The 19,366-nt window shown below is 64.0% G+C and carries 17 protein-coding genes; 7 read left to right on the top strand and 10 right to left on the bottom strand.

The annotated features are described in order from the left end of the window. Position 1 precedes the first annotated feature (1 nt). Both ACEN42_RS31400 and ACEN42_RS31395 read right to left on the bottom strand, forming a co-directional pair. Positions 2-775, bottom strand: a complete 774-nt coding sequence (locus ACEN42_RS31400) for an SDR family oxidoreductase (protein WP_371883531.1) — start codon at positions 773-775, stop codon at positions 2-4. 11 nt (positions 776-786) lie between these two features. Next, positions 787-1,200, bottom strand: a complete 414-nt coding sequence (locus ACEN42_RS31395; protein ID WP_371883530.1) for an acyl-CoA thioesterase — start codon at positions 1,198-1,200, stop codon at positions 787-789. Between the two features lie 89 nt (positions 1,201-1,289). Here ACEN42_RS31395 and ACEN42_RS31390 point away from each other — a divergent pair, with 89 nt between their 5' ends. From ACEN42_RS31390 to ACEN42_RS31375, 4 genes are all read left to right on the top strand, one after another. Next, positions 1,290-1,994 carry a Crp/Fnr family transcriptional regulator gene (locus tag ACEN42_RS31390; protein WP_250485989.1) on the top strand — a complete coding sequence of 235 codons (705 nt, stop codon included), beginning with the start codon at positions 1,290-1,292 and terminating at the stop codon, positions 1,992-1,994. A gap of 99 nt (positions 1,995-2,093) precedes the next feature. Further along, positions 2,094-3,446 (top strand): MFS transporter, encoded by a 1,353-nt coding sequence (locus ACEN42_RS31385; RefSeq protein WP_371883529.1) that lies wholly within the window; start codon positions 2,094-2,096, stop codon positions 3,444-3,446. A 40-nt stretch (positions 3,447-3,486) separates the two neighbouring features. Then, positions 3,487-4,407 (top strand): 3-keto-5-aminohexanoate cleavage protein, encoded by a 921-nt coding sequence (locus tag ACEN42_RS31380; RefSeq protein WP_238215239.1) that lies wholly within the window; start codon positions 3,487-3,489, stop codon positions 4,405-4,407. A gap of 2 nt (positions 4,408-4,409) precedes the next feature. Beyond that, positions 4,410-5,351, top strand: coding sequence for a 3-hydroxyacyl-CoA dehydrogenase NAD-binding domain-containing protein (locus ACEN42_RS31375; RefSeq protein WP_371883528.1), 942 nt, complete (start codon positions 4,410-4,412; stop codon positions 5,349-5,351). On the opposite strand, the gene ACEN42_RS31370 is transcribed toward ACEN42_RS31375, so the two are convergent. The 3 genes from ACEN42_RS31370 to ACEN42_RS31360 form a co-directional block, all read right to left on the bottom strand. After that, complete coding sequence (locus ACEN42_RS31370) at positions 5,305-6,879, bottom strand: class I adenylate-forming enzyme family protein (RefSeq protein WP_371883527.1); 1,575 nt, start codon at positions 6,877-6,879, stop codon at positions 5,305-5,307. The genes ACEN42_RS31375 and ACEN42_RS31370 overlap by 47 nt on opposite strands. A gap of 67 nt (positions 6,880-6,946) precedes the next feature. Further along, positions 6,947-8,152: an amino acid aminotransferase gene (locus ACEN42_RS31365; RefSeq protein ID WP_371883526.1), complete on the bottom strand. Its 1,206-nt coding sequence runs from the start codon at positions 8,150-8,152 to the stop codon at positions 6,947-6,949. Between the two features lie 11 nt (positions 8,153-8,163). Next, positions 8,164-9,537, bottom strand: a complete 1,374-nt coding sequence (locus tag ACEN42_RS31360; protein ID WP_371883525.1) for an amino acid permease — start codon at positions 9,535-9,537, stop codon at positions 8,164-8,166. A gap of 134 nt (positions 9,538-9,671) precedes the next feature. Between ACEN42_RS31360 and ACEN42_RS31355 the strand changes: the two genes are divergently transcribed. Continuing rightward, positions 9,672-10,145: an Lrp/AsnC family transcriptional regulator gene (locus ACEN42_RS31355; RefSeq protein WP_035505088.1), complete on the top strand. Its 474-nt coding sequence runs from the start codon at positions 9,672-9,674 to the stop codon at positions 10,143-10,145. Between the two features lie 27 nt (positions 10,146-10,172). On the opposite strand, the gene ACEN42_RS31350 is transcribed toward ACEN42_RS31355, so the two are convergent. The 5 genes from ACEN42_RS31350 to ACEN42_RS31330 all read right to left on the bottom strand — a co-directional run bounded on the left by ACEN42_RS31350 (position 10,173) and on the right by ACEN42_RS31330 (position 14,897). Continuing rightward, the gene (locus ACEN42_RS31350; protein ID WP_371883524.1) at positions 10,173-10,931 is read right to left on the bottom strand and encodes an SDR family NAD(P)-dependent oxidoreductase; all 759 of its coding nucleotides are present in this window, start codon (positions 10,929-10,931) and stop codon (positions 10,173-10,175) included. A gap of 101 nt (positions 10,932-11,032) precedes the next feature. Beyond that, positions 11,033-11,830: an ATP-binding cassette domain-containing protein gene (locus ACEN42_RS31345; protein WP_250485981.1), complete on the bottom strand. Its 798-nt coding sequence runs from the start codon at positions 11,828-11,830 to the stop codon at positions 11,033-11,035. Beyond that, a complete protein-coding gene (gene ssuC, locus ACEN42_RS31340) occupies positions 11,827-12,609 on the bottom strand; it encodes an aliphatic sulfonate ABC transporter permease SsuC (RefSeq protein ID WP_187604464.1) in 783 nt (260 codons plus the stop codon). The genes ACEN42_RS31345 and ssuC overlap by 4 nt, the downstream gene beginning before the upstream one ends. Further along, a complete protein-coding gene (gene ssuD, locus ACEN42_RS31335; protein ID WP_371883523.1) occupies positions 12,606-13,754 on the bottom strand; it encodes an FMNH2-dependent alkanesulfonate monooxygenase in 1,149 nt (382 codons plus the stop codon). Before ssuD ends, ssuC begins: the two co-directional genes overlap by 4 nt. A 156-nt stretch (positions 13,755-13,910) precedes the next feature. Continuing rightward, entirely contained in the window at positions 13,911-14,897 is a 987-nt protein-coding gene (locus ACEN42_RS31330) for a sulfonate ABC transporter substrate-binding protein (RefSeq protein WP_222946409.1), read from the bottom strand. Between the two features lie 212 nt (positions 14,898-15,109). On the opposite strand from ACEN42_RS31330, the gene ACEN42_RS31325 reads away from it, so the two are divergent. Beyond that, positions 15,110-15,937: a MetQ/NlpA family ABC transporter substrate-binding protein gene (locus ACEN42_RS31325; RefSeq protein ID WP_371883522.1), complete on the top strand. Its 828-nt coding sequence runs from the start codon at positions 15,110-15,112 to the stop codon at positions 15,935-15,937. A gap of 199 nt (positions 15,938-16,136) precedes the next feature. Next, complete coding sequence (locus tag ACEN42_RS31320; protein WP_371883521.1) at positions 16,137-19,361, top strand: efflux RND transporter permease subunit; 3,225 nt, start codon at positions 16,137-16,139, stop codon at positions 19,359-19,361. Positions 19,362-19,366: the final 5 nt, after the last annotated feature.

Below are 19,366 nucleotides of genomic sequence, written 5' to 3'. Positions count from 1 at the left end.
CTCAAGAGGCGCTTTGCGAGTCTCCATCGACGGGAATGATCTGACCGGAGATGGATCGTCCCGCGCTCGATGCGAGGAATACCGCGAGCGCGGCGATATCCGCCGGATCGACGAAGTGCTTGACCGACTGATTCGCGAGCGCCGCCGCTTCCTCCTCGGCCACGCTGCGGCCGCTCACCGATGCGCGTCCCGCGAGCACCTGCTGAATGCGCGGACCTTCCACCGCGCCGGGCAGAATGGCGTTGACCCGGATGCCGAATTCGCCGAGCTCGCGCGACAGCGTCTTCGTGAACCCGACGAGTCCCCACTTGGTCACGGCATAAGGGCTGCGGTTCGGATAGCCGAACCGGCCGGCAAGCGAGGACATGACGACGATCGTGCCCGCGCGAGACTGCTTCAGATGAGGAATCGCATGTTGCGTCACGATGAAGGTGCCGGTGAGATTCACGCGCAGCACGTTTTCCCACGCGTCCGGGTCCATGTCCGCGACACTCGCGGCGGGACCGGCGATGCCCGCGTTATTGACGAGCACATCGATGCCGCCGAGCGCGGCCGCGGCATCATCGACCATGCGCGCGGCGGCGATGCGATCGCCGATGTCGCATACCAGGGTCACGACGTCCGGCATCTGCGCACGCAATGCCTGCAGCGCGGCTACGTCCAGATCGCAGACGCAGACCTTCGCGCCCGCGGCTACGAACGCCTGCGCGATGGCGCGGCCTATGCCGCTCGCGCCGGCGGTCACCAGCACGCGTTGAGCGGTCGATATCGTCATGGAAGTCTCCGTCATACGCAGGCAGCGCGGATGAACTCGGGGATCGGAACGGCCTTGAGGCGTCCGTCCGACTGCTTGACGCACAATGCGCGCGTCGCGCGGCCTTCGCAGATCAGCGTGTCGCCGCGCATGATGCGATGTTGCTGGATAAACACCTTGCCGCGCCATTCCTCGATGCTGCTATGAACCTCGACGGTTTCCCCGTACGTGACGGAAGTATGGAAGCGCGTGTGCATCTCCAGAAGCGGTGCGCCGATGCAGTTCGGCAGGTCCGTCATCGCGCGCCACGGCGGCAGGCCGCACTGGATGAAATAATCGTGCGAGGCGGCGTCCATCCAGCGCGAAAAGTTCGGGAAGAAGACGATTCCCGCCGGGTCGCAATCGCCGAACTGCACGTCGATACGGTAGATAGTTTCCTTGCTCATGAGCTCATGGCCTCCCTTCGATTACCTTCATTGTGCACGTCCCGGCTTCGCGACACTGTCGATCCCGCGACAATCGTGAGCGCGACCCGATGACCCGGCCCAAGCGCATGCCGGTTCCATCGCTCACGCTCGACGAACTGCTCGCGCAGTCGGCGTGGTTCGCGCGGCTCGACGAATCCGCGCGAGCGCGCGTGCGCGCGGAAGCCTCGGAGCGCGTCGTCGCGATGGGTCAGGTGCTCGGGCATCATGGCGAGCGGCAGCACATGTGGTTCGGCATGCTCGAAGGCCTCATCAAGTGGTCGATCACCGCACGCGACGGACAGACCGTGACCCTCGGCGGCCAGTCCGTCGGAAGCTGGTTCGGCGAAGGCACCCTGATTCGCAATGCGCCGCGCCAGTCCGATCTCATCGCGCTGCGCGACAGCCGTGTCGCACAGATTCCGTCCGCCACGTTCAACTGGCTGCGCGAACGTCAACCCTCGTTCAACGAGTTCCTGCTGTTGCAGGTCAACGAACGCCTGCACTGGTTCATGGCCGTCGCCGCCGCGCACGGACTGCTCGATACCGACAGCCTCGTGGCACGGGCGCTCGTCGGCATGATTCATCCGCTGTCGAATCCGGGCGGCACGAATCATTTGCGCATTTCCCAGGAGGAACTCGCAAACCTCGCGGCCGTGTCGCGGCAGACCTGCAACAAGGCGATGAGCCGCTTCAAGAGCGCCGGCCTCGTGCGCGCCGAATACGGCGAAATCGTCATACTCGACCTGCCGGGGTTGCAGGACATCGCGCAATGAGTGCTTCGCGTATACGCTGACCCGGACTGTCGCCCGATCGACAGTTGCCATAAGCGGATGTCGAAATAATGCGTGTCATACAAGACAGGGAGACACGCAATGAATCGCATTCGTTCGCTGAGCAGCGCGGCGGTTATCGAGAGTTCAATCGGCCGCTCGGAAGAAGACGCGGTCTTTCGCAAGATCAGTCTGCGTGTCATGCCGCTCGTGCTGATCGCTTACGTATTCGCGTTTCTCGACCGCATCAACATCGGTTATGCGCAACTGCAGATGAAGCAGGATCTCGCGTTCTCCGATGCCGTCTACGGTCTCGGCGCGGGCATCTTCTTCGTCACCTATCTGCTGTTCGAAGTGCCCAGCAACCTGCTGCTCGAAAAGATCGGCGCGCGGCTGACGTTTCTTCGAATCATGGTGCTCTGGGGCCTCACTTCGGCGGCCACCGCGTTCGTCTCGGCGCCGTGGCAGTTCTATGCGATCCGCCTGATGCTCGGCATCTTCGAGGCCGGCTTCTTTCCCGGCATCATCCTGTATCTCACGTACTGGTATCCGAGCCAGCGCCGCGGCCGCGTGACGGGACTCTTTCTCTTCGGCATGCCGATCACCGGCGTGCTCGGCGGCCCGCTGTCCGGCACGATCATGAGCGGCATGGAAGGACTTGGCGGCATGCACGGCTGGCAATGGCTCTTCATCGTCGAAGGCCTGCCGACCGTGCTGATGGGCTTCCTGCTGTATCGCATGTTGCCGAACAAGCCCGCCGAAGCGTCGTGGCTCGACGATGCCGAGAAGGAATCAGTGCGCGCGGCCATGAGCGCCGATCACAAGGATGACGCCGCACACGGCGGCCACGGCAAGCTCCTCGCCGCACTGGCCGATCCGATGACCTACGTGCTCGCCTTCATCTACTTCTGCTGCGCATGCGCCGTCTACACGCTGACCTTCTGGCTGCCGACGATGATCAAGGGCATCGGCATCGCCAGTCTGTCGACGATAGGCTGGTGCACCGCCGTGCCTTATTTCTTCGGCGCGCTCGGCGTGCTCATCATCAGCCGCAGTTCGGATCGTTTCGGTGAACGTCGCTGGCATGTGGGCGGCACGCTCGCCATCGGGGTGATCGCGCTGGCATCGACGTCGTTCGCCGGTTCGGGCGTCGGCATGGTGATGACGCTGCTGTGCATCGCATCGTTCTTCATTTTCGGCGGCGGTTCGCTCTTCTGGTCGATCCCGCCGACATACCTCGGCCGCAGTGCAGCGGCGGCGGGCATCGCGGTGATCAGCTCGCTCGGCATCCTCGGCGGCTTCGTCAGCCCGACGCTGATCGGCTGGATCAAGGGCGCGACGGGCAGCATTCAGCTCGGTCTGTTCGCGTTGACCGCGGTCGTGCTCGCCGGTTGCCTGACCACGCTGATCGGTTTGCCGAAGCGCGCGCTTCGCGTCGGTCCGGGCGCGAACTGAAGCGTCCTTAAATCAAAACCTATATCTGGAGAGAAAGATCATGAGCAAACCCAAAGTCATCGTGACGGTGGCGCCCACGGGCGGCATGGCGACAAAGACGATGAACCCGAATCTGCCGACACAGCCGCGCGAAATCGCCGACGATACCTACCGCTGCTACAACGCGGGCGCGAGCGTCGTCGCCGTGCATGCGCGCCGTCCGGACGATCAGGCCACCTGCGATCCCGCGATCTACAGCGAGATCAACCGTCTGATCCGCGCCAAGTGCGACATCGTCCTGAACAACTCCACGGGCGGCGGCATCAACGGCGACATGGTCCGCGAGCTGGACAACGGCTTGTGGGAGATCATGTGGGAAGAGCGCCTTAAAGGCATGCAGGGCGATGGCGTCGAAATGTGCACGCTCGATGCGCAAACCGTGATCGCGAGCTTCGAAGGCAAGGAGATTCTCGTTGCGACGCCGCCGTCGCGCATCCGGCAGATCGCCTGCATGATGAAGGAACGCGGCATAAAGCCCGAATGGGAAGTGTTCGGACTCGCCGATATCGTTCAGGACGTGCAGCGCGCGCTCAACGAAGGCCTCGACGATGCGCCGCATTTCATCAACATCGTCATCGGCGCGAATGCCTTTCAGGGCGCGCTGCCCTACACGCCGCGTTTGTTGCAGACGATGGTCGATCATCTTCCGGCGCATACCGTCTTCAATGTCAGCGCGATCGGCGCGGCGCAATTGCCCGCCGCGATGAACTCGCTGTTGCTGGGCGGACACGTGCGCGTCGGGCTCGAAGACAATCTGTACTACCGGCACGGCCAACTGGCGACGAACGTGCAACTGGTCGAACGGCTCGTGCGACTCGTGCGCGAGATGGGATACGAACCGGCCACGCCCGACGAGGCGCGCGAGATCATCGGGCTTAAGCCTTTGCGCGCGGAAGCCGGCGTTGCCTGCCTGGAGCATTGAACATGATGGCGAACGGTATCGAACGCGTGGCGGTTGTCGGCACAGGCGTGATCGGCGCGAGCTGGGCCGCGTATTTTCTGGCGCGCGGGCTCGCGGTATCGGCGACGGACCCTGCGCCCGGCGCGCGCGAGCGGCTGATGACGGCCGTCGCACGGCATTGGCCGACGCTCGAAGAGATCGGCCTGGACAAAGGCGCTTCCATAGCGAATCTCACGTTCCACGACGATCTGGAGAGCGCGCTGTCCGGCGCGCAGTTCGTGCAGGAGAACGGACCCGAGCGCGAAGACCTGAAGCTCGATCTGCTACAACGAATCGATGCGGCGCTGCCCGATGATGTCGTGATCGCATCGAGCACGTCCGGTCTCCTGATGAGCCGCATGCAGCGCGCGTGCCGTCATCCGGAGCGGGTCGTGCTCGGACATCCGTTCAATCCGCCGCATCTGATTCCGCTCGTCGAGGTGATCGGCGGCGAGGTCACGTCGGCCGCGTCGCTCGAAAGCGCGATGGCCTTCTACACGGCGATCGGCAAGCGTCCCATCCATCCGCGAAAGGAGCTGAAGGGCCACATTGCCAATCGATTGCAGGCGGCGCTCCGGCGCGAGGCGTTTCATCTCGTGTCGATCGGCGCGGCGAGTGTCGCGGATATCGACGATGCCATCGCGTACGGTCCCGGCCTGCGATGGGCGGTGTCGGGACCGTTCGCCAACCTGCATCTCTCGGGTGGCGAAGCGGGCATTGCGCATACGCTCGATCATCTCGGCCCGCCGATGCAGGATTGGTGGGATGACCTCGGCACGCCGCGACTGACGCCGGAACTTCAGCGCAAAGTCGTCGAAGAGATGAAGACGGCGCTCGATGGCCGGTCGTCGGCGTCGATGGAAACGGAGCGCGATCGGGTCATGCTGGCACTGCTGAAGGCGAAGCGCGCGGCCTCTCCTCGCTGACGACGCCCGCATTCGACGCGTCCCTGCATAACCGCCCGATCGCCGCGCGATTCACCTTCCCCTGCTCGGTGAGCGGCACGCGTTGCACGGCGGCCATCCGTACGGCCTTCGCAACGTCCACGCCGCACGCCGATTCGAGCGTGCGTATGCATCGCGCGATATCGACACGCTTGCCCGCCCACGGCACGACGACGACATCCCACAGATATCCGCGCGCGACATCCGCCGATGCCACGGCACGCGCGTAGCGGACATCGGGCAAGGCGCACAGCGGCGTTTCGATTCGCGCCGGTCCAATGACCGCGCCATCGATTTCGGCGACATCGGCGGCGCGTCCGAGCACATGCAGATGCACGTTTTCGTCGATGAAACCGATATCGCCCGTCAGGCACCAGCCGTCGCGAAACTTCTGCGCCGCTTCGATCGGCTGCCGGTAATAGCCCTGCGCCACCGCCCTCGATCTCACCTCGATGGCGCCGTGCTGCCCCTCGCGCGCGAACCTGCCATCGGCGCGGCGCAGGCGCACATCGACGCCCGGCCGGATGCGGCCCGCCGTGTCCAGCAAACCGGGATCGGCCAGATAATCCGATGGCGTCAGTACGCTCACGAGCCCCGCCTCGCTCGCCCCGTACATATGCGTGAGCACGGGTCCGAGCCGCGCGATCGCGCGCCGCCGCAGAATCGCGGGCGCCGATCCGCCGATATGCGCGATCGAGCGCAGCGACGACAGATTGCGCCGATCGACGTCCGGGTGATCCATCGTTTCGAAGAGTTGCGGCTCGACGAGGAGCACATCGGTGATGCGTTCGGCTTCGATCGTCGCGAGCGTGTCGGCGGGATCGTAGGAGGGTTTCAGCACCACCGTGCCGCCGCCCATCAACGTGTTATCGACGAGCACTTGCGACAGATAGGCGAGCGCCCCGTTGACGAGCTGACGGCGGTCCTCGGGACTCGGCGCGCTCACCATCGTCGAATACACCGCGAAGCTGCGGCGGCTCGCTTTCGGCGCGCCGGTCGAGCCGCCCGACGACACGACCACCGCGAGATCATCGCGCCGTGCGCGGCTTTGCACGGGCACATCGTGCTGCACGCGTGCGCGCATGTCCAGACGCGAACGCGCCGGGCCCGTGCCGACATAAGCGAGACGCGCGCCGCTGCGCTCGGGCACAAGATGTTTTGTCTCCGCGAACGCGACAAGCAATGCCGGTTGCATGCGCGTCACGAAGGCCGCGCGCTGCTCGGCCGATGCGATCGCGGGCAGGAACATCGTCGCCGCGCCGAGCAGGTTCGTCGCGTAACGGATGGCGAGCGCGTCGGGGCAATTCGGCGCGAAGATCGCGACGAGCGCGCCGCGCGTAATGCCGAACGACGCGAGCGCCCGCGCATAGCGATAGATCGATGCGCGCAGCGCGCCGCCCGTCACGTCCTCATCGAGATAGCGCAGCACCGCGCGATCGGCGTGCGCATCGAGATGGTCGAGCAGGACATCGACATAGGACCGATAGGCCGCTTTTTCACAGGTTTCCATGACTGCATCCCTCCTTTGTGAGCGATGGATGCAGTGTGCTTATGGAGAATGAGGTGAAAATGAGCGGCTACGCGATCTCTTTCGAAAGCACTTCGCCGATGGCGCTCGCCGTCGCGTCCACATTCCGTTCGTTCAACGCCGCGACACACATCCGGCCCGAACGAATCAGATAGACGCCGTGCTGCTCGCGCAGCACATCGACTTGCGCGGCGGAAAGCCCCGTATAGGTGAACATCCCGCGCTGCGCCAGATATCGCGCGAGCATCGCGTCGGGCACGTTGCCGCGCAGCCGCGCGTGAATCTCGCCGCGCATGCGCGCGATGCGCGTGCACATCGACGCCAGCTCCTCTTCCCACGATTGCCGCAGCGCCGGCGTCGTGAGCACGCGCGCGACGATCATCGCGCCGTGCGTCGGCGGGTTGCTGTAGTTCGCGCGCACGGCGCTCGTCAACTGCCCCAGCACGCGAGGAGCCGATTCCGCCGACTCGCAAACCACCGACAACGCGCCGCAACGTTCGCCGTACAGCGAGAAGTTCTTCGAGAACGAATTGGCGACGAGCGCCGGCACGTTCTGGCGCACGAGCTCGCGAATCGCGAACGCGTCCGCATCGAGCCCGGCGCCGAATCCCTGATACGCCATGTCGATGAACGGCAACAGATCACGCTGCCTGATCGCTTCGATCAGCTTCACCCATTGCGCATCGGTCAGATCGACGCCGGTCGGGTTGTGGCAGCACGCGTGCAGCAGCACCACGCTTTTGGCGGGCAGATCGCGGATGGCCGAAAGCATCGCGTCGAACTTCAGGCCGCCGCTCGCTTCGTCGTAGTACGGATACGTGCCGACCGTGAAGCCCGCGCGCTCGAAGATGAAGCGATGGTTATCCCACGTCGGATCGCTCACCCAGACTTGCGAGCCGGGGAAATAGCGCTTGATGAAGTCCGCGCCGACCTTGAGCGCGCCGGAGCCGCCGAGCGTCTGCACGGTCGCGATGCGGCCTTCGGCTCGCGCCACGGAGTCATCGCCGAAGACGAGCGACTGCACGGCGTCGCGATACGCTGCAAGCCCCGACATCGGCAGATACGGCTTCGCGGCGGGTTGCACGAGCCACTGCGCTTCGGCCTCGCGCACGGCGCGCATCACGGGCAGACGGCCTTCGTCGTCGTAATAGATGCCGATGCTGAGATTGACCTTGTTCTCGCGCGCGTCCTTCGCGAAGTCTTCGTTCAGCGAGAGGATCGGATCGCCCGGATAGGCATCGATGTGTTCGAACATGACTGTCTCCTTCAGACGCGCGACAACGCCGCACTCGCGCGACGACGGTTGCGAACGGCATAACCCACGCCCAGCACCACAAGCCACACCGGAATCAGATAGACCGACATGCGCAGATCGGGAATCAGGCACATCACCACGAGAATGCCGCCGAGGAACAGGAGGCACAGATAGTTGGTGAGCGGATAGCCGAGGCTCTTGAACACCGTCGTCTCACCGGCGCGCGCCTTTGCGCGGCGGAATTGCAGATGGATGAGGCTGATCATCGCCCAGTTGATGATGAGCGCCGACACGACGAGGCCCATCAGCAACTCGAACGCCTTGCCCGGCATCAGATAGTTGATGAGCACGCACGCTGCCGTCGCGATGGCGGAAACGCCGAGCGCGATGAGCGGAATGCCGCGCTTGTTCACCTTGAGCAGCGCGCGCGGCGCGTTGCCTTGCTGCGCGAGGCCGTAGAGCATGCGGCTGTTGCAATACACGCCGCTGTTATAGACCGACAGCGCCGCCGTGAGCACCACCGCATTGAGCACGTGCGCGACGAAGTTGCTGTTCATCGCATGGAAGATCAGCACGAACGGGCTGCCGCCGGTCACGACCTTCTGCCACGGATACAGCGAAAGCAAAACGCCGAGCGCGCCCACGTAGAAAATCAGAATGCGGTAAATCACCTGATTGGTCGCGCGCGGAATGGTATGCGACGGATCGTCCGCTTCGGCCGCGGTGATGCCAACGAGCTCCAGTCCGCCGAACGAGAACATGATGACGGCCATCGCCATCACGAGACCCGAGACGCCGTTCGGGAAGAAGCCGCCATGACGCCACAGGTTCGTCACGCTCGCTTCCGGTCCTGCGCCGCCCGAGACGAGGAGCCAGCCGCCGAAGCCGATCATGCCGACGATCGCGACCACCTTCACGATCGCGAACCAGAACTCCAGCTCGCCATACGACTTCACGCTCGTGAGGTTGATCGCGTTGATCACGCAGAAGCACACGAGCGCGGACACCCACGTCGGGATGCCCGGCCACCAGTACTGCACGTAGATGCCGACCGCCGATAGCTCGGCCATCGACACGAGAATGTAGAGCACCCAGTAATTCCAGCCCGACAGAAAGCCCGCATATTGCCCGCAGTACTTGTCCGCGAAGTGGCTGAACGATCCCGCGACGGGCTCATCGACGACCATCTCGCCAAGCTGACGCATGATGAAAAAAGCGACGATGCCCGCGATCGCATAGCCGAGCAGCACCGACGGTCCGGCCGTCTTGATCGTCTGGGCGATGCCGAGAAACAGCCCGGTCCCGATCGCGCCGCCGAGCGCGATCAGCTGAATGTGACGGTTCTTCAGGCCGCGCTTGAGCGTGCCGTGTCCCTCATGTGCCACGTGTCTCTCTCCTGTGCTCAATTTAGGGGAATCAGTGTAAATTTGATACGGCACAATATGATTTCCTAAGACGCGCAGACAAACCCTAGTTTCCGCGTCCGGATTTCGTGATTGGGCTCATCGGAGAAAGAAAATTGCAGACTATCGAGTTCGATCGTATCGACCTGCGTTTGCTCGGGATTCTGCAGTCCCGCGGACGCATCTCCAATCTCGAACTGGCGGAAGCGATCAATCTGTCGCCCGCGCAGACGCTGCGGCGTCATCGAAGGCTGGAGGAACTGGGTGTGATCAAGGGCTACGAGACGCGGCTCGATGCGCAGGCGCTCGGTTTCGGCGTGGTGGCCTTCATCCAGGTGACGATGGAACGCGGCCACGTGCGCGATCTCGCGAAGTTCAAGAACGTCGTCGCCAAGCTCGCGGAGATACAGGAATGTTTCGCCGTGACCGGCGATATCGATTACATGCTGAAGGTGATTGCGCGGGATCTGAAGGGGCTGTCGGAGTTTCTGCTCGATACGCTGATGCGCATTCCCGGCGTGAGCGGCGTGAAGTCGAGCGTGTGTCTCGACGAGCTTAAGTGTGTGAGCGCGGTGCCGCTGGACGCATAGCGCGGCCCGCGCTCGCTTGCGCGATGTTCAGATCGACATCCCGCCCGACACTTCGATACGCTGCGCATTGACCCAGCGATTGTCCTCGGACAGCAACGACGCGATCATCGGTCCGATGTCGTCGGGCAGGCCCGCGCGGCCGAGCGCCGTCATGTCGGCGATGCGCCTGTTCAGCTCGGGATTGTCGCGCACCATGCCGCCGCTGAAATCGGTCTGGATCGCACCCGGCGCGACCACGTTGACGGCGATGCGGCGCGGCGCGAGTTCCTTCGCCATGTACTTCGTCAGCACTTCGACCGCGCCTTTCATCGAGCCGTAAGGCGCGCTCTCCGGCACGATGATGCGTGTCAGGCCCGAGGAAATATTCACGATGCGCCCGCCGTCGCGAATCAGCGGCAGCAGCTTCTGCGTGAGGAAGAACACGCCCTTGAAGTGGACGGTGTAGAGCGCATCGAGCTCGGCTTCCGTCGTCTTGTCGATGCTGTTGTGATGCGACGTGCCTGCGTTGTTGACGAGGAAGTCGAAACGGTCGGCGCCCCAGTCGGCGAGCGTCGTGCGCACATCGTTCACGAAGGCGTCGAAGGCGCTCGTGTCGCCGGTATCGAGTTGCAGCGCGCGCGCCTTGCGGCCCGTCCCGGCGACGAGCGCCGCGACCTGCCCGGCTTGCGCCTCATTGCTGTGATAAGTGAAGATGCTGTCGATGCCTCGCGCGGCAAGGCTCAGCACCGTGTTTCGGCCAAGCCCGCGGCTGCCGCCCGTGACGATCGCGATCTTTTCCTTCGACATGGCTCACGCTCCTTCAAAGCCCACAGAATAGCGAGCGGAGCGCCGATCGATAATCCACTTCAATCCGCACGGGCCGTGCGAAAAGTCGAACAGCCGCACAATCAGGCGCGTTGAAGCACGCGCGAAAGCACTTGCTCTTCGAGTTCGGCGAAACCCGGCGCGGTGCGCGTGCGCGGTCTTTGCAACGAGACCGCGGTATCGAGCGTGATGCGCCCCGCATCGATCAGCACGATGCGATCGCCGAGCGACACCGCTTCCTGCACGTCGTGCGTGACGAGCAGCGCGGTGAACTTGTGTTCGCGCCATAGCCGCTCGATCAGCCCCTGCATCTCGATGCGCGTCAACGCATCCAAAGCGCCGAGCGGCTCGTCGAGCAGCAGCAGATCCGGCCGATGCACCAGCGCACGCGCGAGCGCCACACGCTGGCGCTGCCCGCCCGACAAGCGCGACGGCCAGTCCTTCTCGCGCTCGGCAAGGCCCACTTCGGCGAGCGTGGCGCGGGCGTCGTCGCGCTTGCTGCGCGGCAGTCCGATCATCACGTTGTCGAGCACGCTCTTCCACGGCAAGAGGCGCGCGTCCTGAAACATGATGCGCACCTGCAGTTCGCTTGCGCTCGCCGGTGCGTTGCGCTGCACGACGCCGCCCGTCGGCTGATCGAGACCGGCGACGAGCCGCAGCAAGGTCGACTTGCCACAGCCGCTTCGTCCGACGATCGACACGAAGCTGCCGCGCTCGATCGAGAAATCCAGTTGATCCAGCACCTTGCGCTCGCCGAAGCGCTTTTCCACGCCGCGCAGCGAGACGGCGAGATCGCGGCCCGCGAACGGCGCGCGCGCATGCGGTTGCGTTTCGGCGCGCCTGAATACGGGCGTAAGCGTATCGATATCGATCAGATTCATGATTGCGCCTTCGTTTGATAGGCCGGATGCCAGCGCAGCGTCGCGCGTTCGATCGCGCGCGCGGCCATGTCGGCGAACTTGCCGAGCAGCGCGTAGAGCAGGATGCCGACCACCACGACATCGGTTTGCAGGAATTCGCGGGCGTTCATCGTCATGTAGCCGATGCCCGATTGCGCGGAGATCGTCTCGGCGACGATCAGCATCACCCACATCAGGCCGAACGCGAAGCGCACGCCGACTAGAATCGAAGGCAACGCGCCCGGCAAAATCACATGCCGATACAACGCGAAGCCGGACAGACCATAGCTCTTCGCCATCTCGATCAGATCGCGATCGACAGAGCGAATGCCGTGATACGTGTTGACGTAGACCGGAAAGAACACGCCCAGCGCGACCAGCACGAGCTTGGCTTCCTCGCCGATGCCGAACCACAGGATCAGCAGCGGAATCATCGCGAGCGCGGGGATGTTGCGGATCATCTGCACGGTCGAGTCGAGCGCGACTTCGGCGGGCTTGAAAAGTCCCGTCGCCAGCCCGAGTACGAAGCCGATGCCGCCGCCCATCGCGAAGCCCGCGAGCGCGCGGCCCGCGCTGACCTTGACGTTGGCCCACAGATCGCCGGATTCGATCAGCGTCCATGCCGCCTTCACCACCGCGAGCGGTTCGGGCAGCACGCGCGATGAAAGCCCGCCGGTGCGCGCGGCGCTTTCCCATGCGATCAGGATCAGCACCGGCACGAGCCAAGGCAACGCGCGGCGAGCGATGGCATTCAGCGTCATGATGCCGATACCTTCGGCAGCTCCGACGTGCCGATGACTTCGCCGAACGGCCCCGACAGCGGTCCGCTCGCCTGCTCGCGCTGCTTGCGCGGCAACAGCGGAAACACCAGTTCGGCGAAGCGATACGACTCTTCCAGATGCGGATAGCCCGAGAGAATGAAGGTATCGATGCCCAGTTCCGCATATTGCTTCATGAGGCCGGCGACCTGCTCCGGATTGCCGACGAGCGCGGTGCCCGCGCCGCCGCGCACGAGCCCGACGCCCGCCCACAGATGCGGATACACCTCCAGCTTGTCGCGCCTGCCGCCATGCAGCGCGGCCATGCGGCGCTGGCCTTCCGAATCCATCTTCGCGAACTGCGCCTGCGCGCGGCGAATGGTGTCGTCGTCGAGCTTGCTGATGAGCTTGTCGGCGTCCGCCCATGCTTCCTCTTCGGTCTCGCGCACGATCACATGCAGACGAATGCCGAACTTGATCGAGCGGCCTTCGTCGGCGGCGCGGCGGCGGATGTCGGCCAGTTTCTTCCCGACGTCCTCGGGCGGCTCGCCCCACGTCAGATACGTGTCGATGTGCTTCGCCGCGATGTCATGCGCCGCCGCCGACGAACCGCCGAACCACAGCGGCGGATGCTGCTTCTGCACCGGCGGATACAGCACCTTGCCGCCCTGCGATTGCAGATGCTTGCCGTCGAAATCGAAGCTGCCGTTATCGTGCGACTGTTCGAGCAGGCCACGCCAGATGGTGAGGAATTCGTCGGTGATTTCGTAGCGCGTGTCGTGATCGTGGAAGACGCCGTCGCCGGCGAGCTCGTTCGGATCGCCGCCCGTCACGACGTTGATGAGCAGACGCCCGTTCGAGAGCCGGTCGAACGTCGATGCCATGCGCGCCGACAATCCCGGCGAGCTCAGTCCCGGACGGATCGCAACGAGAAACTTCAGACGCTTCGTCGCCGGAATGAGGCTCGACGCGACCACCCAGGCGTCCTCGCAGGAACGGCCCGTGGGCAAGAGCACGCCTTCATAGCCGAGCGTATCGGCGGCGACCGCGATCTGGCGGAAGTAGTCGTAATTCGCGGCGCGCGCGCCTTGCGAGGTGCCGAGATAGCGGCTGTCACCGTGAGTGGGAATGAACCAGAAAACATTCATCGCGGAATCTGCCTCGTCTGTTCGTCGTGTGTTGAATGAGTGCTTGCCGCGCACGATGGCAGCGGCGCTCCGACGAGTCTAACGACGCGCCGCGCGCAGCCGAACCATCGATTCGCGCGAAGGATATGCGTGATCGTGCTAACGCCCGGAACGCGCTCAGGCGACGTTCCAGCGCGCCTCGGTCACGTCGAGTTTCTTCGGAATCAGCTTGAGCCCAGTGAAGGTATCGGCGATCTGCTGCTGGTACGCGAGCGTCGCCGGCTCGATCGGCTGCACGCCGTACGACGTGCGCCTGAGCGCGGTTTCGAGGATGTCGGTATCGAGCCCGACGAGCGGCGACAGTTGCGCGGCCACGGCCGGCACGTTCTCGCGCGCCCAGCGATCGACCTGATCGAGTTCTTCGAGCACCGTATGCACGAGCTGCGGCTGCGCCGTGGCGATCTTGCGCGTCGCGAGGTAGTACTGCACGTTGCGCACGAGCCCGCTCGCGTCGGTGAGCTGACGGGCGCTGGCCTGCTTCTCGGCGGCGGCGAGATACGGGTCCCAGATCGCCCATGCGTCGATGCTGCCCTGCACGAAGGCGGCGCGCGCATCGGCGGGCGCGAGATAGACGGGCTGGATATCGGACCAGGCGAGGTTCGATTTTCTGAGCGCCTCGACGAGCAGAAAATGAACGTTCGATCCTCTGTTCAGCGCCACTTTCTTGCCGCGCAATTCCGCGACCGACTGGAGCTTCGAGTCCTTCGGCACGACGATAGCCTCGGCGCGCGGCGCGGGCGGCTCGTGTCCGATATAGACGAAATCGACACCCGCCGCCTGCGCGAAGATCGGCGGCGTTTCACCGACCGTGCCGATATCCACCGCGCCCGCGTTGAGCCCTTCGAGCAGTTGCGGCCCGGCGGGAAATTCGAGCCATTGCACGGCGATGCCTTGTGCTGCCAGGCGTTTGTCGAGCGATCCGCGCGCCTTGAGCACGACGAAGTTGCCGTACTTCTGATAGCCGATGCGCAGTGTCTTCGGCGCGTCGGCGGCTTGCGCGATGCGCCCGGCGAGTCCGCCCGACAGCCCCGCACCGAGCGCGGCGAGCGTGAAAAGCGTGCGGCGACGCGCGGGAAGAGAGGGCGTGTTCTTTCGGTCGGACATGCGTAGTTCCTCGTTGATCGAAGGCATCTTTACCGATGCCACTCCGAGGATGCTATCAACGCCCGCCTGCGCGGCTAAACGAGAAATCGTGATATCGATATCGCTCGCAGCGAATCTCAATCGTCACGCATATCGATAGCGCCCGATGTTATTTGTCGCGCACGCGCCGCGCCTCTAGCATCACGCTTCCCTCAATAGCATGCGTGTGCATCATGAAGATCAAGCATTCATTCAAAGCCACTCTGTTCTCGATCCTGCTCGCGTGCGGCGTCGTGAGCGCAGAGCCGTCGTTCGCGGCGAATCAGACCGTGCGGGTCGGCATCATGTCCGGCGAGGACGAAGATGTGTGGCGCGCCGTCGCCGCCAATGCCGCGAAGCACGGCATCACGGTGAAGGTCACGACCTTCTCCGACTACACGCAGCCGAACGAAGCGCTCGCGCAGCACGACCTCGACGCCAACTCGTTCCAGCACAAGCCCTATCTCGATGCGCAGATCCAGGCGCGCCACTACGACATCGTGCCCGTGGGCTACACCTATGTGCAGCCGATCGGCCTGTATTCGCGCAAATGGAAATCGGTCGATGCGCTGCCGCAGAACGCGGCCATCGGCGTGCCGAACGACCCGAGCAACGAAGGCCGCGCGCTCCTGCTGTTGCAGGCCAACGGCGTGATCAAGCTGCGCGACAACGTCGGCCTCCTGCCGACCGCTCGCGACATCGCGAGCAACCCCAAGCACGTGCAGATCAAGGAACTGGATGCGGGCATCGTCGGCCGTGCGATCGGCGATCTCGACGCCGCCGTCGTCAACACCGATTGGGCAATCAAGGCAGGCATCAAGATTCCGCAGGAACGCATCGCGCAGGAGCAGGTGCCGGGCAATGCGTATCGCAACTTCATCGCGGTCAATGCGAAGGATGCGCAGGCGCCATGGGTCAAGGCGCTCGTCGAAAGCTATCAGCAGACCAATGTCGCTTCGTCGATTCTGAGCGTGTATCACGGCGCGACGCTGCCCGCGTGGGAGGGCGCGCCGCAGCATTGAATCGCCGACGTCTCGATGACGCGGCGGCGCAATGCCGCCGCGATGCCTGAAGTCGTTTGCCGCACAACCCGATTGTCGCGCGCCGTTCTCCAAAGCGTCTCCCTGACGGGCGTTTATCCGCCCGCGCCTAGCCGACATACTCGCGCTCATTGCGACATTTCGATGCGGCGGCATTCGCCGATCAGGCAAGAGACTCATCATGAACATTTCACGGTTCTTCATCGACCGGCCCGTTTTCGCGGCCGTGCTGTCGGTGGTCATTCTGCTCGCGGGACTCATCGCGCTCACCAAGTTGCCCACTGCCGAGTATCCCGAGGTGGTGCCGCCTTCGGTCGTCGTGCGCGCGCAGTATCCCGGCGCGAATCCGAAGGTGATCGCGGAGACGGTTGCATCGCCGATCGAGGAACAGATCAACGGCGTCGAGAACATGTTGTACATGCAGTCGCAGGCGAACAGCGACGGCAACATGACGACGACCGTCACCTTCAAGCTCGGCACGGACCCCGACAAGGCGCAGCAACTCGTGCAGAACCGCGTGTCGCAGGCGTTGCCGCGCCTTCCCGAAGACGTGCAGCGGCTCGGCGTGACCACGGTGAAGTCATCGCCCACGCTCACGATGGGCGTGAATCTCGTATCGCCGAACGATCGTTACGATCTCACCTACCTGCGCAACTATGCGCTCATCAATATCAAGGACCGCTTCGCGCAGGTGCCCGGCGTCGGTGAAGTCGTGCTGTGGGGCTCGGGCGATTATTCGATGCGCGTGTGGCTCGACCCGACAAAAGTCGCGCGCCAGAACATGACCGCGACCGATGTCGTGAAAGCGATCCGCGAGCAGAACGTGCAGGTCGCGGCGGGCATCGTCGGCGGCGCGCCGATGACGACCCACGTTCCGCTGCAACTGAGCGTGAATGCGCAGGGGCGTCTGAAATCGGAAGACGAGTTTCGCCGCATCATCCTGAAGACTTCACCCGATGGCGCCGTCACGCATCTCGGCGATGTCGCGCGCGTCGAGCTGGGCGCGTCGGAATATGCGCTGCGCGCGGGCATGGACGGGAAGAAGGCGGTGCAGATCATCATCTTCCAGCAGCCCAATGCGAACTCGCTGCAAATCTCCGACGATATTCGCAAGATCACCGCCGAGCTGCAGAAGGACATGCCCGAAGGCGTGAAGGCCGAGATCGTCTACGACCCGACGCAGTTCGTGCGCGAGAGCATCGACGCGGTGGTGCATACGCTCTTCGAAGCGGTCATTCTCGTCGTGCTGGTCGTGATCGTGTTTTTGCAGACATGGCGCGCATCGCTCATTCCGCTGCTCGCCGTGCCGGTGTCGATCGTCGGCACGTTCTCGCTGATGCTCGCGTTCGGCTTCACCATCAATGCGCTATCGCTGTTCGGCATGGTGCTCGCGATCGGCATCGTCGTCGACGATGCGATCGTGGTCGTGGAGAATGTCGAGCGCAATATCGCGTCCGGACTGTCTCCGCTCGAAGCGTCGTATGAAGCGATGCGCGAAGTGAGCGGGCCGATCATCGCGATCGCGTTGACGCTCGTCGCGGTGTTCGTGCCGCTCGCGTTCATGTCGGGGCTGACGGGACAGTTCTACAAGCAGTTCGCGATGACCATCGCCATCTCGACGGTGATATCGGCGTTCAATTCGCTCACGCTCTCGCCCGCGTTGTCCGCGCTGCTGCTGAAGGATCATCACGCGCCGAAGGACTGGCTCACACGCGCGATGGATCGCGTATTCGGACCGTTCTTCAAGCTCTTCAACCAGGTGTTCAATCGCGGCTCGGAGCGTTATGGCAGCGGTGTGCGCGGCATCATCAACCGCAAGCTCGCGATGAGCGTGATCTATGCCGTGCTGCTCGGCGGCACGGTCCTCTTCGGCAAGATCGTGCCCGGAGGCTTCGTTCCCGCGCAGGACAAGGACTATTTCGTGAGCATCCTGCAACTGCCCGCGGGCGCATCGCTCGATCGCACCGAGAAGGTCGTGAGCGACATGGGCCGGATGGCGCGCCAGCAACCCGGCGTCATTCACACGCCCGAGTTTCCGAGGCTTTCCGTCACGGGCCTCATGAACTCGTCGAGCAGCGGTCTCGTGTTTTCGGTCGCGAAACCTTCGAAGGAACGCGGCAAGGGAGAAACGGGCGCGGATATCGTCGCGGGTCTGAACGCGCAGTACAGCGCGATCAAGGATGCGGCCATCGCCACCTTCCCGCCTCCGCCGGTTCAGGGGCTCGGGACCATCGGCGGATTCAAGCTGCAGATCGAGGATCGCGGCGCGCTCGGCTACGAAGCGTTGAACAAGGCGACGCAAGCCTTTCTCGCGGCGGCCGCGAAGGCGCCCGAGCTCGGACCTGCGTTCTCGAGTTACCAGATCAACGTGCCGCAACTGAATGTGGAGCTGGACCGCGAGAAGGCGAAGCAACTCGGCGTCTCCGTTACCGATGTGTTCGACACGATGCAGATCTATCTCGGCTCGCTCTACGTGAACGACTTCAACAAGTTCGGCCGCGTCTATCAGGTGCGCGCCCAGGCCGATGCGCCCTTCCGCGCGAACGCCGACAGCATCCTGCAACTGAAGACGCGCAACGAGCGCGGCGAGATGGTGCCGCTGTCGTCGCTCGTGAAAGTCACGCCGACATATGGCCCGGAGATGGTCGTGCGCTACAACGGCTTTCTCGCCGCCGATATCAACGGCGGTCCGGCGCCCGGCTACTCGTCGGGTCAGGCGATGGCGGCCGTCGAGCGCATTGCTAAGGAAACGCTTCCGCGCGGCATCCGTTTCGAATGGACCGATCTCACCTATCAGCAGATCCTGACCGGCAATGCCGCGTTCTGGGTGTTTCCGATCAGCGTGCTGCTCGTGTTCCTCGTGCTCGCGGCGATGTACGAAAGCGTCACGCTGCCGCTCGCGATCCTGCTGATCGTGCCGATGAGCATTCTGTCCGCGCTCGCCGGCGTGTGGCTCACGCGCGGCGACAACAACATCTTCACGCAGATCGGCCTGATGGTGCTCGTGGGGCTGTCGGCAAAGAACGCGATTCTCATCGTCGAGTTCGCACGCGAACTGGAGATGCAGGGGCGCTCGATCGTGCAGGCGGCCATCGAGGCGTCGCGGCTGCGCCTGCGTCCTATCCTGATGACGTCGATCGCGTTCATCATGGGCGTCGTGCCGCTCGTGATGTCGACGGGCGCGGGCTCGGAAATGCGCCGCGCGATGGGCATCGCCGTGTTCTTCGGCATGCTGGGCGTGACGTTCTTCGGCCTGATGCTCACGCCCGTGTTCTATGTGATCCTGCGCAAGCTGTCCGGTTCGAAGCCGCTGCGCGACAGGCGCAACCGGTCGACTCCGGCTGCTTCACCCGTAGCGCGCGTGCAGGCCGAAGAGAAAGCGCGAGAACCCGCGTTGCTCGACTGACGCGA

The organism is Caballeronia sp. S22, from assembly GCF_964261745.1.
Taxonomy (GTDB): Bacteria; Pseudomonadota; Gammaproteobacteria; order Burkholderiales; family Burkholderiaceae; genus Caballeronia; species Caballeronia jiangsuensis.
The sequence above is the reverse complement of the archived record's forward strand: the minus strand, read 5'-3'. Positions and strand labels throughout refer to the sequence as shown.

What these genes read in the sequence shown, in the direction of transcription:
- ACEN42_RS31400 (WP_371883531.1), bottom strand. Translation starts at nt 775, where the DNA reads ATGACGATATCGACCGCTCAACGCGTGCTGGTGACCGCCGGCGCGAGC.
- ACEN42_RS31395 (WP_371883530.1), bottom strand. Translation starts at nt 1,200, where the DNA reads ATGAGCAAGGAAACTATCTACCGTATCGACGTGCAGTTCGGCGATTGC.
- ACEN42_RS31390 (WP_250485989.1), top strand. Translation starts at nt 1,290, where the DNA reads ATGACCCGGCCCAAGCGCATGCCGGTTCCATCGCTCACGCTCGACGAA.
- ACEN42_RS31385 (WP_371883529.1), top strand. Translation starts at nt 2,094, where the DNA reads ATGAATCGCATTCGTTCGCTGAGCAGCGCGGCGGTTATCGAGAGTTCA.
- ACEN42_RS31380 (WP_238215239.1), top strand. Translation starts at nt 3,487, where the DNA reads ATGAGCAAACCCAAAGTCATCGTGACGGTGGCGCCCACGGGCGGCATG.
- ACEN42_RS31375 (WP_371883528.1), top strand. Translation starts at nt 4,410, where the DNA reads ATGATGGCGAACGGTATCGAACGCGTGGCGGTTGTCGGCACAGGCGTG.
- ACEN42_RS31370 (WP_371883527.1), bottom strand. Translation starts at nt 6,879, where the DNA reads ATGGAAACCTGTGAAAAAGCGGCCTATCGGTCCTATGTCGATGTCCTG.
- ACEN42_RS31365 (WP_371883526.1), bottom strand. Translation starts at nt 8,152, where the DNA reads ATGTTCGAACACATCGATGCCTATCCGGGCGATCCGATCCTCTCGCTG.
- ACEN42_RS31350 (WP_371883524.1), bottom strand. Translation starts at nt 10,931, where the DNA reads ATGTCGAAGGAAAAGATCGCGATCGTCACGGGCGGCAGCCGCGGGCTT.
- ACEN42_RS31345 (WP_250485981.1), bottom strand. Translation starts at nt 11,830, where the DNA reads ATGAATCTGATCGATATCGATACGCTTACGCCCGTATTCAGGCGCGCC.
- ssuC (WP_187604464.1), bottom strand. Translation starts at nt 12,609, where the DNA reads ATGACGCTGAATGCCATCGCTCGCCGCGCGTTGCCTTGGCTCGTGCCG.
- ssuD (WP_371883523.1), bottom strand. Translation starts at nt 13,754, where the DNA reads ATGAATGTTTTCTGGTTCATTCCCACTCACGGTGACAGCCGCTATCTC.
- ACEN42_RS31330 (WP_222946409.1), bottom strand. Translation starts at nt 14,897, where the DNA reads ATGTCCGACCGAAAGAACACGCCCTCTCTTCCCGCGCGTCGCCGCACG.
- ACEN42_RS31325 (WP_371883522.1), top strand. Translation starts at nt 15,110, where the DNA reads ATGAAGATCAAGCATTCATTCAAAGCCACTCTGTTCTCGATCCTGCTC.
- ACEN42_RS31320 (WP_371883521.1), top strand. Translation starts at nt 16,137, where the DNA reads ATGAACATTTCACGGTTCTTCATCGACCGGCCCGTTTTCGCGGCCGTG.